At 35.6% G+C, this 15,132-nt stretch carries 12 protein-coding genes; 4 read left to right on the forward strand and 8 right to left on the reverse strand.

Going from position 1 to position 15,132, the window contains the following annotated elements:
* Nucleotides 1-124: 124 nt before the first annotated feature.
* The 5 genes from FLJC2902T_RS00780 to FLJC2902T_RS00790 all read right to left on the reverse strand — a co-directional run bounded on the left by FLJC2902T_RS00780 (nucleotide 125) and on the right by FLJC2902T_RS00790 (nucleotide 5,481).
* On the reverse strand, nucleotides 125-1,030 hold the full coding sequence (locus tag FLJC2902T_RS00780; RefSeq protein WP_023577870.1) for a hypothetical protein: 906 nt from the start codon (nucleotides 1,028-1,030) through the stop codon (nucleotides 125-127).
* 39 nt (nucleotides 1,031-1,069) lie between these two features.
* The gene (locus tag FLJC2902T_RS00785) at nucleotides 1,070-3,262 is read right to left on the reverse strand and encodes a peptidase domain-containing ABC transporter (RefSeq protein WP_023577871.1); all 2,193 of its coding nucleotides are present in this window, start codon (nucleotides 3,260-3,262) and stop codon (nucleotides 1,070-1,072) included.
* A gap of 59 nt (nucleotides 3,263-3,321) precedes the next feature.
* On the reverse strand, nucleotides 3,322-3,489 hold the full coding sequence (locus FLJC2902T_RS16170) for a hypothetical protein (RefSeq protein ID WP_023577872.1): 168 nt from the start codon (nucleotides 3,487-3,489) through the stop codon (nucleotides 3,322-3,324).
* Between the two features lie 163 nt (nucleotides 3,490-3,652).
* On the reverse strand, nucleotides 3,653-3,820 hold the full coding sequence (locus FLJC2902T_RS16175) for a hypothetical protein (protein WP_023577873.1): 168 nt from the start codon (nucleotides 3,818-3,820) through the stop codon (nucleotides 3,653-3,655).
* A 92-nt stretch (nucleotides 3,821-3,912) separates the two neighbouring features.
* A complete protein-coding gene (locus tag FLJC2902T_RS00790) occupies nucleotides 3,913-5,481 on the reverse strand; it encodes a vitamin K epoxide reductase family protein (RefSeq protein WP_035676822.1) in 1,569 nt (522 codons plus the stop codon).
* Nucleotides 5,482-5,765: 284 nt separating this feature from the next.
* Here FLJC2902T_RS00790 and FLJC2902T_RS00795 point away from each other — a divergent pair, with 284 nt between their 5' ends.
* Entirely contained in the window at nucleotides 5,766-5,966 is a 201-nt protein-coding gene (locus tag FLJC2902T_RS00795) for a hypothetical protein (RefSeq protein ID WP_023577875.1), read from the forward strand.
* Nucleotides 5,967-5,983: 17 nt separating this feature from the next.
* Here FLJC2902T_RS00795 and FLJC2902T_RS00800 read toward each other — a convergent pair whose 3' ends face one another.
* Both FLJC2902T_RS00800 and FLJC2902T_RS00805 read right to left on the reverse strand, forming a co-directional pair.
* Nucleotides 5,984-7,741: a tetratricopeptide repeat protein gene (locus tag FLJC2902T_RS00800; RefSeq protein ID WP_035676585.1), complete on the reverse strand. Its 1,758-nt coding sequence runs from the start codon at nucleotides 7,739-7,741 to the stop codon at nucleotides 5,984-5,986.
* A gap of 608 nt (nucleotides 7,742-8,349) precedes the next feature.
* On the reverse strand, nucleotides 8,350-9,912 hold the full coding sequence (locus FLJC2902T_RS00805) for a vitamin K epoxide reductase family protein (protein ID WP_023577878.1): 1,563 nt from the start codon (nucleotides 9,910-9,912) through the stop codon (nucleotides 8,350-8,352).
* 272 nt (nucleotides 9,913-10,184) lie between these two features.
* On the opposite strand from FLJC2902T_RS00805, the gene FLJC2902T_RS00810 reads away from it, so the two are divergent.
* Entirely contained in the window at nucleotides 10,185-10,409 is a 225-nt protein-coding gene (locus FLJC2902T_RS00810) for a hypothetical protein (RefSeq protein WP_023577879.1), read from the forward strand.
* 2 nt (nucleotides 10,410-10,411) lie between these two features.
* Here FLJC2902T_RS00810 and FLJC2902T_RS00815 read toward each other — a convergent pair whose 3' ends face one another.
* The gene (locus FLJC2902T_RS00815; RefSeq protein WP_023577880.1) at nucleotides 10,412-12,178 is read right to left on the reverse strand and encodes an AraC family transcriptional regulator; all 1,767 of its coding nucleotides are present in this window, start codon (nucleotides 12,176-12,178) and stop codon (nucleotides 10,412-10,414) included.
* Between the two features lie 890 nt (nucleotides 12,179-13,068).
* On the opposite strand from FLJC2902T_RS00815, the gene FLJC2902T_RS00825 reads away from it, so the two are divergent.
* Complete coding sequence (locus FLJC2902T_RS00825) at nucleotides 13,069-14,247, forward strand: acyl-CoA dehydrogenase family protein (protein ID WP_023577881.1); 1,179 nt, start codon at nucleotides 13,069-13,071, stop codon at nucleotides 14,245-14,247.
* 89 nt (nucleotides 14,248-14,336) lie between these two features.
* Nucleotides 14,337-15,119, forward strand: coding sequence for a DUF3050 domain-containing protein (locus FLJC2902T_RS00830; protein WP_023577882.1), 783 nt, complete (start codon nucleotides 14,337-14,339; stop codon nucleotides 15,117-15,119).
* The last annotated feature ends 13 nt before the right edge of the window (nucleotides 15,120-15,132 follow it).

Genomic DNA, 15,132 nt, shown 5'->3' on the forward strand with positions numbered 1-15,132 from the left:
TTTTATTGACTGGCAGATAATGCAGACTGACACATTTTACTCTTCACTTTTAACTATTGTCTAATCACTCGTTCTTTTAATTCCCTGATTGTAATATCCCGCCAACACAACCTTAATAAATTTACTATTCTATATCGATCATGTAATGTAACTTTTCAAGAGTCCAAGCATCACTTTTATTTAATAATGCATAATTATATGGTCGGCATAAATATGATTTTCTTATATAATTTTTATTGTACTTATAAGCTTTCAATGCGGGAACCGCTGCTATTGAACCATGTTTTGACCAAACAAAATCTGTTTTATAATCTTTTCCATCTAAAATTATAAAAACAACAAAAAAACCCTCGTCCGGAATCGCTACTTTAAATTTTGAAACATCAACTGTTGTCCATTTTTCAGTATCCGTTTTCGTTACCAAAATATCTTTTTCCAGAATAGGTTTATATGGAAACCCTAAACTATCAACAGTATACAGATTCACTTTAAACGGTAAATATTTTAAATTTTTAACTCCTCCAAAATCAGAGACAGCAAATAAAAGATTTTTCACATATTTGTTATCGTTACTTTTTGGAATATAAACGGCTGCTTTGGCATTCCAGCTGAAATTAGTTTCAAAACTTTTTAGTTTTTCAAAAAAGGAAAGCTCGTCCTTAATTTTAGATTTTGAATTAACTATCACTTCAGATAACTGATTTGAGTAGTCATCCAAAAAAATAGTATCTGAAACTATCTTACTTACTTTTTTTTCAAACCCGATTGAAGAAACCTCAACATAATCAATATTATTCACATATTCATTGGGCATTTCAAACTTCCCGTTTTCATCTGCTATAAAAGTCTTGTGACCGTTCGCTAAATATATTTTAACCGTTGCCTTTTCGGCTGGAATTTTATAATTTTTTGAATAAATATATCCGAAAAATGATGTTTTACCATTATCATTTTGAGCTTCTTGAGAAGACATACTATGAAAAACCAATAACAAAATAAAAAATACTCTATGCGCTATTTTTGTTATCATATTAATGTTTTAACCTTTTCCCTTCTTCTAACGTCCTTCCTAATTCCCTAATTGCAACTGATTCCTAACCAATTCGAAATAATTCCCTTTTTGTTCCACCAAAGCTGAGTGGTTCCCCATTTCTACTATTCGTCCTTTGTCCAATACTACAATCTGATCTGCGTTCATCACGGTACTCAAACGGTGTGCGATTACTACAACGGTTTTGTCTTTGAAGAACAAATCCAGTTTTTGCATGATTTCCTTTTCGTTGTTGGCATCGAGGGCCGAAGTCGCTTCATCAAAAAGCAACATTTCCGGATTTTTGTAAACCGCTCTTGCAATTAACAAGCGCTGTTTCTGACCGGTACTCATCCCCACGCCTTCCGAACCGATTTTGGTATTGTAGCCCAAAGGCAATCCCGAAATATATTCTTTAATATTGGCCACATCGGCGGCGTAAACTAACCGTTGCTTGTCGATTATATCTACACCAACGGCAATATTGTTGGCAATCGTATCGTTAAAAATAAATCCTTCCTGCATTACGGCGCCTACATTGTTTCGCCATGCTTTTTGGGAAATGTTTTTTAATTGCGTGTTCCCTATATTGATTTCTCCGTTATTAGGCTCGTAGAATTTAAGCAGCAGTTTCATCAAGGTTGTCTTTCCGCTTCCGCTGACACCTACAATCGCAGTCACTTTATTGGCCGGAATCGTCATATTCAGATTTTCCAAAACCGGAATATCCGACCCTAGATAACGATAGGAAAGATCTTTTATATGAATAGCTTCGTTTTGCGGTACGTCATGCATCTGATGCTCTTCCTGTTGGATTTCATCTTCTTTTTCATGAATTTCAGACAATCGGGCCAAGGAGATTTTGGCGTCCTGCACTTCCCTGACAAAGCCGATGAGCTGCGTAACAGGTCCGTTTAAACTGCCTACTATGGAACTTATCGCCATCATCATACCGAGTGTGATTTCGCCGTCGATGACCAGTTTGGCCGATAAAAACAGTATGAAAATATTTTTCAGTTCGTTGATTACCGAAGAACCGATGGTTTGTGTCTGTTCCAACACCAGTCCTTTTATGGAAACCCGAAACAATCGTGCCTGAACGTATTCCCAACCCCAGCGTTTTTGCTTTTCGGCGTTGTGAAGTTTGATTTCCTGCATGCCGTTGATGAGTTCCATCACTTTGCTTTGTTCCTGACTCACTTCTGAAAAACGCTTGTAATCCAAAGCCTCTCTTCGCTTTAAGAATAGGGTTATCCATCCGAAATACAAGATGCTCCCGGCAAAAAATACCAAGAAAATCTGCAGGTTATAATACGCTAGAACGCCGCCCATGATTACCATATTGATTACGGAAAACAACACGTTTAACGAAGAGGTGGTAAGGATTCGTTCGATACGGCGATGATCATTAATTCGTTGCATAATGTCTCCGGTCATTCTCACATCAAAAAAGGAAATCGGGAGATTCATCAGCTTGATGAAAAAATCGGAGATCAGCGAAATATTAATTCTTGTGGAAAGATGCAGCGTTATCCAACTCCGAATCAATTCCAAACCCGTTCTTCCCGCAAACAGGAACAACTGGGCAAACAAAATCAGATAAATGAAATTGATGTTTTGGTTTTGGATTCCGACATCCACGATGCTTTGGGTAAGAAACGGAAAAATCAGTTGCAACAAACTGCTGGCCAATAAACCGATGCTTAACTGCATCAAAAAGGATTTGTAGCGCCACAGGTATTGGTACAACATTCCGAATCCCAAACCTTTTTTCTCCTCCTTATCAAAATCCGACTGGTGGAATTTGGGTGTGGGTTCCAATAATAAAGCAATGCCTTCCTTAGTAGTTTCGTCAGCATTGTTTCCTATCCAGAATTTGATGAAATCCTGTTGATTGTATTCAATCAATCCGAAAGCCGGATCGGAAATGCAATACTTCCCTTTTTTAATATCGTACAGTACAACATAATGCTCCTTATTCCAATGCAAAACACATGGCAAAGGGGCCTCCTCCAACCGTTCCAGATTTAATTTTACACCCAAGGTCCGGAAACCTATTTTTTCCGCAGCATCACTTAAAAACAAAAGATTACTACCCTCCCGTGTGGTTTCGCTTAAGTTGCGTAACTCTTGGATATTAATGGTTTTGCCGTAATGTTTGGATACGATTTTTAAACAGGTGGGGCCGCAGTCTTTGGAATCCGCTTGTATGTAGTTGGGGAAATTTTTCAAGGACATTTATTTAATAGTAGCAAAAGTAAGGAAAACATGCTTTCCTCCCACTTTTCAATTTACATTTCAAAAGCAGGCATTTCCTGACAGGCCATTTCGACGCATTGCCCTCCATATTGGGCGCACATTCCGTTTTCTTTACAGAAAACCTCACCCCCTTTAATTGTTTTTTGCTCTTCTGCTGATATTGTTTGGACTCCAAATAAGTCTAAAATATTTTTTAACATACTTACTATTTTAAGTTGATTATTTAAAAACTGCCTGAAAAATAATTCTCAGGCAGTTATGTGAAAATACATTCACATGAAATGCATTTGCCAAAAAAAATTTCAACGTTATTTAAGATGTTCAACTTAACGACAAAATCAAAAATGCATTCTTTAGCCTTTATTAAATTATTTCACAGCATTGCTGAAAACAAACACCTCCAAGACAGTCAGCATCAACCCTACACCAAAGACCACCATTACAATAATGTTTTAATCCCCCATTGATTTCTTTTTGCTCATTTTTAGTTAATTCCTGAGTACCTTCTAGGTTTAAAATGTTTTTTAACATGATTTAAAATTTATAAAATTGTTTATTATCTCAATCATTTTAGGACATTTGAGATTTCTGTCCCTTCTTGCGCAAGAATATTTTATAGCTTTTTATGCCTGAATTAAAATAATGTTCTCCATTGCTCTTTTTTCTTCTGAAAAGTCATTGAGAAAATATTTTAAATCACTTATCTCGTATTCGTTTGGAAACTGCTTGTTGTTAATGATTTTTACGGGGGTATAATTGAATCCGTTTTCCAGACACCAATCGTATTGTTGGTATAACTGATGGGTCGTTTTCATGTCTATGAATTCCACAATCCATTTTTTCTTCCAAGTTTCCAGTTCCATTTTTTTAATATGCCAGTCGATGATTGCTTCTTCCGTCTTTTCCGGAATAAGTTTATCAATGGCCAACAAACTTTCAGCTACTATTCTATAAGGATTCTTTTCATTGTCGGGATTGATATTAAACAAAACATTTAAAAACATTTTTTTAGGAAATTTTGAGACCATTTCAAATGCCTCTTCGAATGCTTTGTGGCAATGTCCGCAACTCGGACTGATGATTATTGTGAGTTGAGCGTCTGCCTCTTTGTTCCCGAAAGACAAACCTTCTAACTGATCAAAACCGCTCAACACCGGAATTTCTTTTGTTAAAGAATTAAAAACACTGTAATTTCTTTTAAGTTTTTTCAAATCGAGTACATCCTTCTCTGCTTTAATTTTTCCTTGCAAAATTGGCTTGCCAAACAACCATACGAATGTACACAGTAAAAAAGAAAATAGGAATCCGTAAAAGTTAACCGATAAAATATCTGATACTGTTTCATTTGCAAAACCAAAAAGAAAAGCCTGCAGAATAACCACAAAGGATACGGCCAAACACAACACGCACCATTTTTTCAAACTGAACTTTTGCAACCAAAAAGAATATAGAATTACCGGAATCGAAAGCAAACACAGCAATCCCACTATTAAACCGGAATCTTTTGGCTGCAGTAGTAGTGACAAAGTACTTATGCTAAAAAAAAGGAGCGGTAAATCTGAAAAATGCATCCATTTGGTAATTGCGCTTTTTCCGGAATTAATCACCGAAGAACATGAAGTGTTACTGTTGGCATTACAGAATTTCGAAACTATTTCGTTCTTCAACCCCAGCTCTTCACGAACAATAAAAACACTGATAAATAATCCGGTTAATGATGTCAACAGTAATACAATAGTATTTAAATTGTAGTTATTGTAAAGCAAAGACATTATGATTATCGCGATAATCGGCAGACTGTACAGCATCCATTTTACACTTGCAGTTTCATTCTTTGCAATAATCGCATTATTGGGTTCAACCGCTATGATAATTTCATCCCAATCTGTTAGAAACTCATCAAACGTTAACTTTTCTTTCTTTCCCGCCTCCGTTTCAATGCTTATGGAATTTTCATTTTTTGAAACCAACACCAAGTCGCGTCTGAAAATGGCCAAAAAGAAATCCGGCAATTCCACAAACTGCTCTTTTGGAATTTTTATGGCTATGTTTTCTACAGACAACATATTCAATGAATCTGTAATGGCAAATACACTCGGATAATTGGGATGGGATAAAAAGAGATCTTCAAAATCTGCTGTCTGGTTGGCGTATTGGCTTTTTTCTAAATACTTCTTAACTACGTTTATCATAATCACTTTTTTCTTTAAAAAATCATCGTGAATAATTTCATTCAACAAATAATTCTGGAGCAAAAGTGTGTCAAAAAAAGACCTTAAAAAAGCCCATCCAAATAGAATTTATAAAAAATCGGACTATAATTTATAAATTATAGCCTATAATTGAACCATTCAACTTTTTGAATTACAACTACTTAAAAACAGAAAACAAAATCACTTAATTCAATATTCGGAAAACCCTTATAAGACATCGTAATTTGGATAAATTTGGAAAATAAAAATAAACAATAATAAATATGAAAAACTCCAAATTGAAAATTGAAGATTTCTTAAGTGATTCGCTTAATACAAAACAAACTCTAAATGTGTTAGGAGGAGGTGAGGATTTTATACTATCCCACCCTCCAAAAGGTACCGGTACAATTTCAAGTGGCGGAACAGGATCGGGACCGACAGATCCAAATCCTATACACTTTGATCCGACAGCGGGAGTTTAAAAAAACAAAAGAGGGAATTAACACAATTCCCTCTTTTTTATTTCATTAATAAACTGGTAAGGCGTAACCCCTGTTTTTTTCTTAAAGGAGCTGGCGAAAGAATCGGCGTTTTTAAACCCTACGCTTTCCGCAATGGCTTGTGTAGTATATTCTCTGTATTTCAGATTATTAATGATTTCATTCACAGCATAATTAATCCTTAATTCGTTATAATAAACACTAAACGATTTGTTGTAATTTTTATTCACTACATAAGATAAATAGGTGGTGTTTGTTTTTATTTTCTTAGCCACTTCCTGTTGGGTAAACTCTGGCCTGAGGTAAAACATTTTCTCCTCCAGAGATTTCAACTTTTGCAACAACTCTTTTTCATTGTCAAGACTTATTGAAGAGACTTCTCTCGTAACTTTATCCGCTTCATTAAGGACGGCTATACTGGAAATCAAAGATTTATGATTCTGAGCCGCATCATTTAATTCGTGCTCCTTGAGTATGGTTGTTATTTTTTGTTCGGCTGCCTTTCGTCTTTTATAATTTATGATAAAAAGAACGGAAAGTGTTATGAAAAGAAACGTGAAAAATCCGATCATACTGTTTTTAAAAAAAACTTCATTTTTATGCTCTTTCTGTATGGTATTCATTTCCTTTTCCAAATCCTGATTCCCAATCTTATAATTGACATCCAATACATTCTGATAATTTTTGAATTCATTTTTCTCGAAATTATCCAAATAAATCCTCGAATACTCCAGAGCTTTTTCCGGTTCTCCAAGGGTGTCATAAATCTTAGCCAGATAATAGTTCGAATGAATATATTCAATATAATTCGAGCCAGATGATTTATAAATCGAATCGACTTTTTGAAAATAAACCAGGGCAGCTTCAAATTGTTTAGCCCTATACTTCAAAAACCCCAGATTATAGTTGGCATTGCAATATTCCTTTTCAAAATTGGCACTTTTCGCCTGGGTAAGAACACTGACATATGCTTTCTCTGCTTCAACAATCCTGTTTTTTAAAAAATAAATAATACCCATCTCTTTTTGGGCTTTTAATTTATTTTCCATTATATCATCAGAATACTTCAGTGTTTTATTGAAATAATAAAATGCCGAATCACACAAATGAGTTTTTGTTATATTTTTTAAAAATAAACTCTCATAATAAACTCCTAGATTAATATTTACATTACTCTTGTTAATATTGTATTGACTTTCCGAAAACAAGTGACTGTTTGCTTCAATAATTCTGTCGGATTCTTTGGTAGTGGCAATGGCTTTGCTGTAATTCCCCGCATCACCGTCAATAAGCGCAATGTTATTATTTATCTTAACAATCTGAACGATATCATTTATGCTTTCCGATAATTTTTTAGCTGCAAAATAGTTATCCAATGCATTGGGAAATTTTCCATTCAACCAATCGATAAGACCGCCGTAATTGTAGATATACGATTCGTTTTGGGTTTTTGAATACGATTTCGGAGCGTTTTTGATAAATTTTACGGCGTTTTTATAATACTTTTCAGCATTTGTAAAATCTCCTTTCATAGCATACAGATAGCCTTTCGCCCCGGAAGAAAATGCTTTATGGATGGCATTATCCGATTTTTCAATTTTAGTGGCATAAAAAAAAGAGCTGTCCTTATTAGAATTAAAATATGCCCTTGTTTTATCCTGTAAGGTAAGATACTCCTCATTCGACAACACACTTTTATCTTGAGAAAGCACTATCAGTGAATTCAGAAAACAAATAAAAAAAATAATTCGACTCATTTCTATTATATTACCCCGCAAAAGTAATCTTTACCTCACGCATAACCAAACGAATCACACAAAGTAAAATTTTTACCTCATAAAATTATAACAATCTAAAATCGAATAGTGTTTTTTTTGCGCTATTAAAACGTACAAAAACCTATCTATTACCAAGCTACAGTTGGTTCAGTCCAATTTAAAAAAAACAGCCATAGATTACTTCTCAATGTTTAGTAATCTATAGCTGTTGGCTATCGAAATTATTTCACAAGGCTAATTCCTAACTCTTTTAAATCAGCCTGTTGATAGTTTGGGGTTTCCGAAGATTTTTATCAATAAGGAAAACGTCCCAAACGGTTTAAACCAAATTAATATCAAAAAGGGGCACTTCTTTACAAGCAAGTTCCTCACACTGATTTCCGTATTGAGCACACATTCTGTCTTGTTTGCAAAGTGTCTTTTCGTTTTTAATACTTTTTTGCAGATTTTTGGATAATTTTTCAACCCCCGTGATACTTAAAATGTTTTTCAGCATAATTAAAGTTTTTTTGGTATTGGATTATTATCCCAGTCATTTTAGGACATCTGAGACTTCTGTCCGTTTATGTATGAATTTAAATGGATTCTTATGCCTGGGCTAAACGGCCGCTTCCAACCGCTTCCCTTTCCTCTGAAAAGTCATTAAGGAAATATTTCAGATCAGTGATTTCATATCCCTCCGGAAACATTCGTCCGTTTATGATTTTAACGGGAGTATAATTGAATCCGTTTTTCTGGCTCCAGTTATACTGCTGACGGATCTGATGGCTGGTCTTCATATCCACAATGTTGCTTGCCCATTTTGCTCTCCACTGGTCAAGTTCCATATTTCTGATGTGCCAATCGCTGACTGCTTCAACCGTTTTTTCCGGAAATGAATTGTGTATGGCCATCAGTTGTTCCACAACCACCTTATAAGGATTGTCATTGTTTTCGGTATTGATATTAAACAACACGTTTAAAAACACACGTTCCGGAAATTTTGTAACAAGATTAAAGGCTTCCGCGAATACTGTATGACAATGCCCACAACTCGGACTGATAATTACCGTTAATTTGACATCGGCATTTTTATTCCCGAAAAACAATCCTTCCAGTTGGTTAAAACCGCGTTTTGAAGGTACGTCTTTGGTCAGGAAATTAAAAAGTGCATAATTCCTTTTGAATTTTATCGCTTGAAGCACCTCTTTGTCTGAACTGCTTTTGGCTTCGAAAACCGGTTTTACCAACAACCATGTGGAAGTGAAAAAGAAAACGGAAAACAAAAACTCAAAAAACTGGATTGAAAAAACAGCGGGAAAAGATTCGGTTTCCAATCCGAAAATCAGCACCTGAACTACCACTATAAAAGATACTGCCAGGCATAAAACGCACCATCTTTTCAATTCTACCTTTTGTATCCAAACCGAATACAGCAGTATCGGAAGCGAAAACACACTAAGAAACCCAACAATTATTGCTGAATCTTTAGGTTGAATTGCTATCGCCATCACACTGATACCGAAAAAAAGGAAAGGAAGATCCGAAAACGGAATCCCTTTTTTACCGTAATCGGATGTAATTACTGAATTACAGGAAGTCTTTGGCGTTATGGCGCAGATTTTAGAAACCATCGCATTAGCATATCCGAATTTTTCCTGAAGGATTAAAACACCTGCAATCAAACCCACAAGTGAAGTTGCCAACAGCATCATGCTTCCTGCGTTGTAATCATTATAAATAAGTGAAAGCAAGATTAACACAAGTACCGGAAGCGAATAACCGATTCCTTTAACAGTAAACCGATCCTTCTTGATATCGATTACTTCATTAGGTTCAACAGCAATAACGACCTGATCCCAATCCGTAAGGAATTCATTAAAGGACAGTTTTCTTTTCTTTCCATTTTCGAATTCGATTTTCACATAAGAATCCCTTTTCTGAACCAAAACCATATCTTGATTAACAATGGCAAGGAAAGATTCAGGAAGTTCCACAAACTGTTCTTTCGGGACTTTAATTGCTACATTAGGTATAGACAACGAATCTAATGAATCGGTAATCGCAAACACACTCGGATAATTGGGATGAGATAAGAAATAAGATTCAAAGTCATCTTTTTGATAAGTGTAATTACTTTTCTCTAAATACCTTTTGACAATGTTTATCATGACACTTTTTTTATTTTATACGCAGTGAGATACTTTAATACTTGTACAAATATTTAGCTATTTCAGCAATAAAAAAAGGTGTTGTTTTTACAATTTGCAAATTATAACATGCATAATTTATAAATTATGAATGCAAACAATTTATATAATAATTTGATTTACAACTTATTATGAATAAACAATAAAAGAACAGCTTCCAATTGAACAAATCCTGAGTTTACTAATTTGTTTCTCTTTAAATTTGGAATGTTAACAATAAAACCTCACTCACTATGAAATCAAAAAAATTTAACCTGGACAATTTCGCTTCGAATGAATTATCAAGAAATCAGAAAATAACAGTTCTGGGCAAAGGGGATCCGACAGCGATTCTGACGCCGGTTGATGCAACCATTATTTTAACGACAACCGAAGTTATAGTAACTACTACTACACCACTTCCGGGACCGGGTGACGGAACAGGAATTGGTAATGGTGAAGGTAGAAAAGCCAGATAAATTTATACCGTACTATCTAATTTTTTAGCAAACTGAACAGGGGTCACCCCTGTTCTTTTGCTGAAAGATTTCGTGAATGAAACCGCGTTTTTAAACCCTACGCTTTCGGCAATGGCTTGTGTGGAGTATTTTCTGTAAGTAGGATTTGAAATCATTTCATTAATCACGTAATTAATCTTCAGCTCATTTGAGTACTCACTGAATGATTTTCCAAATCTTTTATTCACCACATATGACAGGTAAGTGGTATTGGTCTTAATCTTTTTGGCGACAAACTGCTGTGTAAAATCGGGGTTCAGATATAATAATTTATCCTCAAGATTTTTTAGCTTTTCAACAATTTCTTCCTCCTTCTCTTCATCAATACTGAATATCGGACTTTCCTTCTTAATTTGATTTTCCGCTTCCATTATCTCAGGCTGCAGGTCCGGAATCATTTCGACAACTGCATTCTTTTTTTCGATATTCTCTTTATACTGAACAATAAGTTCGTTTAACTTTTGATCTGTTTTACGTTTGTCCCTACGGTTTTTTATTAAACTAACAACAAGAATAACAAACAAACCCATTAGAAAAATATATCCTGATTTTTTCAACAAAGTTCTGTTTTTAAGATCCTGTTGCAAATCATCCATCTCTTTTTTCAGATCATTACTGCTCAGGTTGTAATTTACCCCAATAATTTCCTCGTTTAATTTGATTTCTTTCTTTTCGAAGTTTTCCAAATACTCCTTTGAATGACTCAACGCCTTATCATAATCCTTCTTAAAAGACCAGATTTTCGCCTGATAATAGTTTGAATAAATATAATCAGAAGCGTTGCCTTCATTTATATCGTAGATCGAATCCACCTTTTTAAAATAAACCAAAGCTTTGTCATATTCTTTTAACGCGAAGTATAACTCCCCAAGATTTCGGTTTGTCAAACTGAATTCATTTACATAATTCCCGTTTTTGGTGCGGACAAACAATTTGTGATGAAGTTTTTCTGCGTTGTTGAAGTCTTTTTTCAGCAAATACACATTTGCTAAATTCATTTCCGAATTAATCCTGTTGATTTCCGAATTTTTGGAAAACATTATGGCTTTTTTAAAATAATATTCCGCAGAATCCAGCATAAACGTATTAGCCCTGTTCTCCGAATAAAATTTCTTGTAAAAAATTCCCAAATTGGAGTAAATACTGCATTTTCCATTGGCAAATTGTTCCTCGCTGTACAAATATTCAATCTTATTTGTGAATCGGTCCGATTCTTTTGCAGCTTCAATTGCCAATCTGCAATTACCCACTTCCAGGTTTATTATTGATATGTTGTTATTTAATTTAACCACCTGCATCAGATCGTTGGCTTTTTCAGCAAACTTTTTGCCCTCCTGATAATATCCAAGTGCTTTACTGAAATTCCCTCTTTTCCATTCAGCCAAACCTCCATAATTCAAAAGATAGGCATTCAACTTATCCTTTTCAGCTCCCGACGGGACCTTATTGAACAGTTCAAAGGCTTCTTTGTAAAGTTTACGGGATTTAATACTGTCTCCTTTAATCTGGTACAGGTATGATTTTAATCCTACAGCAAAGGACTGGTGGAGGTTATCTTTGGATTTCGCTATTCTGTTTGCATAGATGAAAGAACTGTCAACGTCAGAATTTATAAATCCCCGTGCTTTTGCCTGCAAATTTTGATATTCCTCGTTGCTCAAAACGGATTTGTCTTGAGCAAAAAGTGAATTGGTTAACACGAAAATTGAAAAGTATAAAAACAGTCTCATTTCAAAAATTTTGACAAAAGTAACCATTATGAATTAAATTCCGCTTCATCATGCTTTAGTAAATTGAAATTATAACACTAACAAATTGAGCTGTGCAATTTATTGGTTTTCGCTTGTTCATCATAAAAAAAATCGTATCAAAACTTCCTTTTAGAAACCTATTCATCACAATCAATGTAAATATAAATAATCACAAGGAAACCAAAAGATGTTCATCAAACAAAAATATAAAAGTCTAAAGTTTTCTTTTGGCAAACGTTTTTATTTGCTCTAAATTATTCAGATTACAAATCATCACCTGATCGAAATCTTTGGCAATCTTACTTATGCCTGACTCCACAACATCATTTCCCGTCTTTTTTTACAACTCAAAAGGGAAAAAATACACTTAACACAAACAAAGTCACGCTCATTTTATGCCTCAGCTTTAAAAATTCTCATCAACAACACTCCTTAAGACAGTAAATCCGTCCCATCCTGTCGCACGGTAATCGTAACACGACTATGCAGAATAGGAATTTACTGCAATATAGCTTAATCGACAAGACTTCCCAATCTTTTTTTAGCCTATTTGTAAAAAAAAGGAGCAAATGCCAAATTTTCAACCTGGTAAATATTAAAAAAGCAGTAAAAAAGCAAATCCATTCAAAAAATGCAGACAAACCATCAATAACAGCACCTTGTTTTTTGCTAATCTTCCGATTCATTTTAGCATATTTCATCAAAAAACTAGCAAATTATAACACCCTCAAATTGAATAGTTAAATTTCTTTGTTTACTTTTGTGAACCAAAATTTCATTCAGATTGAAACGAGCACTGAATCAGATGTCCATTAAAAAAACACTGTTTGTTTGCGAGTTACATTTTACAAAAAAATAAAAAGCTACATATGAAACCAGATTTATTTCAAGCTCCTGATTATTATCTGTTAGACGATTTATTAACAGACGAACATAAATTAGTACGTGATTCGGCCCGCGCATGGGTAAAGAAAGAAGTATCCCCGATTATTGAAGAATACGCCCAAAAAGCAGAATTCCCTAAACAGATTGTAAAAGGTTTAGGTGAAATTGGCGGTTTTGGACCTTATATCCCTGTAGAATATGGTGGAGCCGGTTTGGATCAGATCTCATACGGTTTAATCATGCAGGAAATCGAGCGTGGTGATTCCGGTGTACGTTCCACTTCATCGGTTCAATCTTCCTTAGTAATGTATCCGATCTGGAAATACGGAAACGAGGAACAACGCATGAAATATTTACCAAAACTGGCTACAGGAGAATGGATCGGTTGTTTCGGATTAACAGAACCGGATCATGGTTCTAACCCGGGCGGAATGACTACCAACTTTAAAGACATGGGCGACCATTATTTACTGAACGGTGCCAAAATGTGGATTTCCAATGCTCCGTTTGCTGATATCGCCGTAGTTTGGGCAAAAGATGAAACCGGAAGAATTCACGGTTTAATCGTAGAAAGAGGCATGGAAGGATTTACCACTCCGGAAACCCACAATAAATGGTCTTTACGAGCTTCGGCTACCGGAGAATTGATTTTCGACAACGTAAAAGTACCGAAAGAAAACCTTCTACCTAACAAATCAGGTCTTGGCGCACCGCTTGGCTGCTTGGATTCAGCGCGTTACGGAATTGCCTGGGGTGCTATCGGAGCCGCAATGGATTGTTACGATACCGCTTTGAGATATTCAAAAGAGCGTATCCAGTTTGACAAACCGATTGGGGCCACACAATTACAGCAAAAGAAATTAGCCGAAATGATTACCGAAATCACCAAAGCACAATTGCTGACCTGGAGATTAGGTGTTTTAAGAAATGAAGGAAGAGCCACTTCGGCACAAATCTCCATGGCGAAAAGAAACAACGTGAACATGGCTATTGAAATCGCTCGTGAAGCACGTCAGATGTTAGGCGGAATGGGTATTACCGGAGAATATTCGATCATGCGTCACATGATGAATTTGGAATCGGTAATCACTTATGAGGGAACTCACGATATTCACCTGTTAATCACAGGTATGGACGTTACCGGTTTCTCTGCCTTCAAATAATATTTTTCAATTCATCTATTGATAAAAACAATATTAAAAGCTTCCCTGAAACGGGGAGCTTTTTTAATTTTGCACTATAAACTAATGCTATGAACATACAGACCATCAATAAGAGCATCCAAACCCAGAGGGATCTTTTATTAAATCATTCGCTATACAAGCAAATCCAAACCGTTGATGATTTACGCCATTTTCTGGAAGGACATGTATATGCGGTTTGGGATTTTATGTCATTATTAAAAGCCCTTCAGCAAAAACTGACGTGTACCACCACACCTTGGTTCGCCTCGCCAAATGCCGAAATGCGTTATCTGATCAACGAAATCGTTTTGGCCGAAGAATCCGACCTAGCGTTGGACGGAAAAAGACAGAGCCATTTCGAAATGTATCTGGATGCGATGAAAGCAAGTGGCGCCAACACGGTAACCATTGAAAGTTTTCTAGAAAGCGTAATCTCGATGCAGAATATTTTCGTTTCGATAAAAATCAGTGATTTGCACCCGAAGATTAAGGACTTTCTTGATTTTACGTTTCAGGTAATCGAACACGGGAAACCGCATGAAATTGCAGCGGCATTTACTTTCGGAAGAGAAGACCTGATTCCGGACATGTTTTCTGAAATCCTGAAAAACTTCCAGGCGAATTTCCCGGAAACCGATTTGTCCAAACTGATTTATTATTTCGAACGACATATTGAACTGGATGCGGACGACCACGGACCGATGGCGATGCAGATGATAACCGAACTGTGCGGGGAAGACAATCAAAAATGGAAAGAAGTGGAAACCATTTCGATTCAGGCACTGGAAAAACGCATCGGTTTATGGGATGCGATTGAAGAGCACATTAACGAAACACATTTAGCTGTCTAATAAAAAGTCCCGA

It is taken from the genome of Flavobacterium limnosediminis JC2902, assembly GCF_000498535.1.
Classification (GTDB): domain Bacteria; phylum Bacteroidota; class Bacteroidia; order Flavobacteriales; family Flavobacteriaceae; genus Flavobacterium; species Flavobacterium limnosediminis.

Excerpts from the sequence above, each read along its gene's own strand:
- FLJC2902T_RS00825 (WP_023577881.1), top strand. The coding sequence starts at position 13,069 with ATGAAACCAGATTTATTTCAAGCTCCTGATTATTATCTGTTAGACGAT.
- FLJC2902T_RS00830 (WP_023577882.1), top strand. The coding sequence starts at position 14,337 with ATGAACATACAGACCATCAATAAGAGCATCCAAACCCAGAGGGATCTT.
- FLJC2902T_RS00815 (WP_023577880.1), bottom strand. The coding sequence starts at position 12,178 with ATGAGACTGTTTTTATACTTTTCAATTTTCGTGTTAACCAATTCACTT.
- FLJC2902T_RS16175 (WP_023577873.1), bottom strand. The coding sequence starts at position 3,820 with ATGTTAAAAAACATTTTAAACCTAGAAGGTACTCAGGAATTAACTAAA.
- FLJC2902T_RS00800 (WP_035676585.1), bottom strand. The coding sequence starts at position 7,741 with ATGAGTCGAATTATTTTTTTTATTTGTTTTCTGAATTCACTGATAGTG.
- FLJC2902T_RS00780 (WP_023577870.1), bottom strand. The coding sequence starts at position 1,030 with ATGATAACAAAAATAGCGCATAGAGTATTTTTTATTTTGTTATTGGTT.
- FLJC2902T_RS00795 (WP_023577875.1), top strand. The coding sequence starts at position 5,766 with ATGAAAAACTCCAAATTGAAAATTGAAGATTTCTTAAGTGATTCGCTT.
- FLJC2902T_RS16170 (WP_023577872.1), bottom strand. The coding sequence starts at position 3,489 with ATGTTAAAAAATATTTTAGACTTATTTGGAGTCCAAACAATATCAGCA.
- FLJC2902T_RS00805 (WP_023577878.1), bottom strand. The coding sequence starts at position 9,912 with ATGATAAACATTGTCAAAAGGTATTTAGAGAAAAGTAATTACACTTAT.
- FLJC2902T_RS00790 (WP_035676822.1), bottom strand. The coding sequence starts at position 5,481 with ATGATAAACGTAGTTAAGAAGTATTTAGAAAAAAGCCAATACGCCAAC.
- FLJC2902T_RS00810 (WP_023577879.1), top strand. The coding sequence starts at position 10,185 with ATGAAATCAAAAAAATTTAACCTGGACAATTTCGCTTCGAATGAATTA.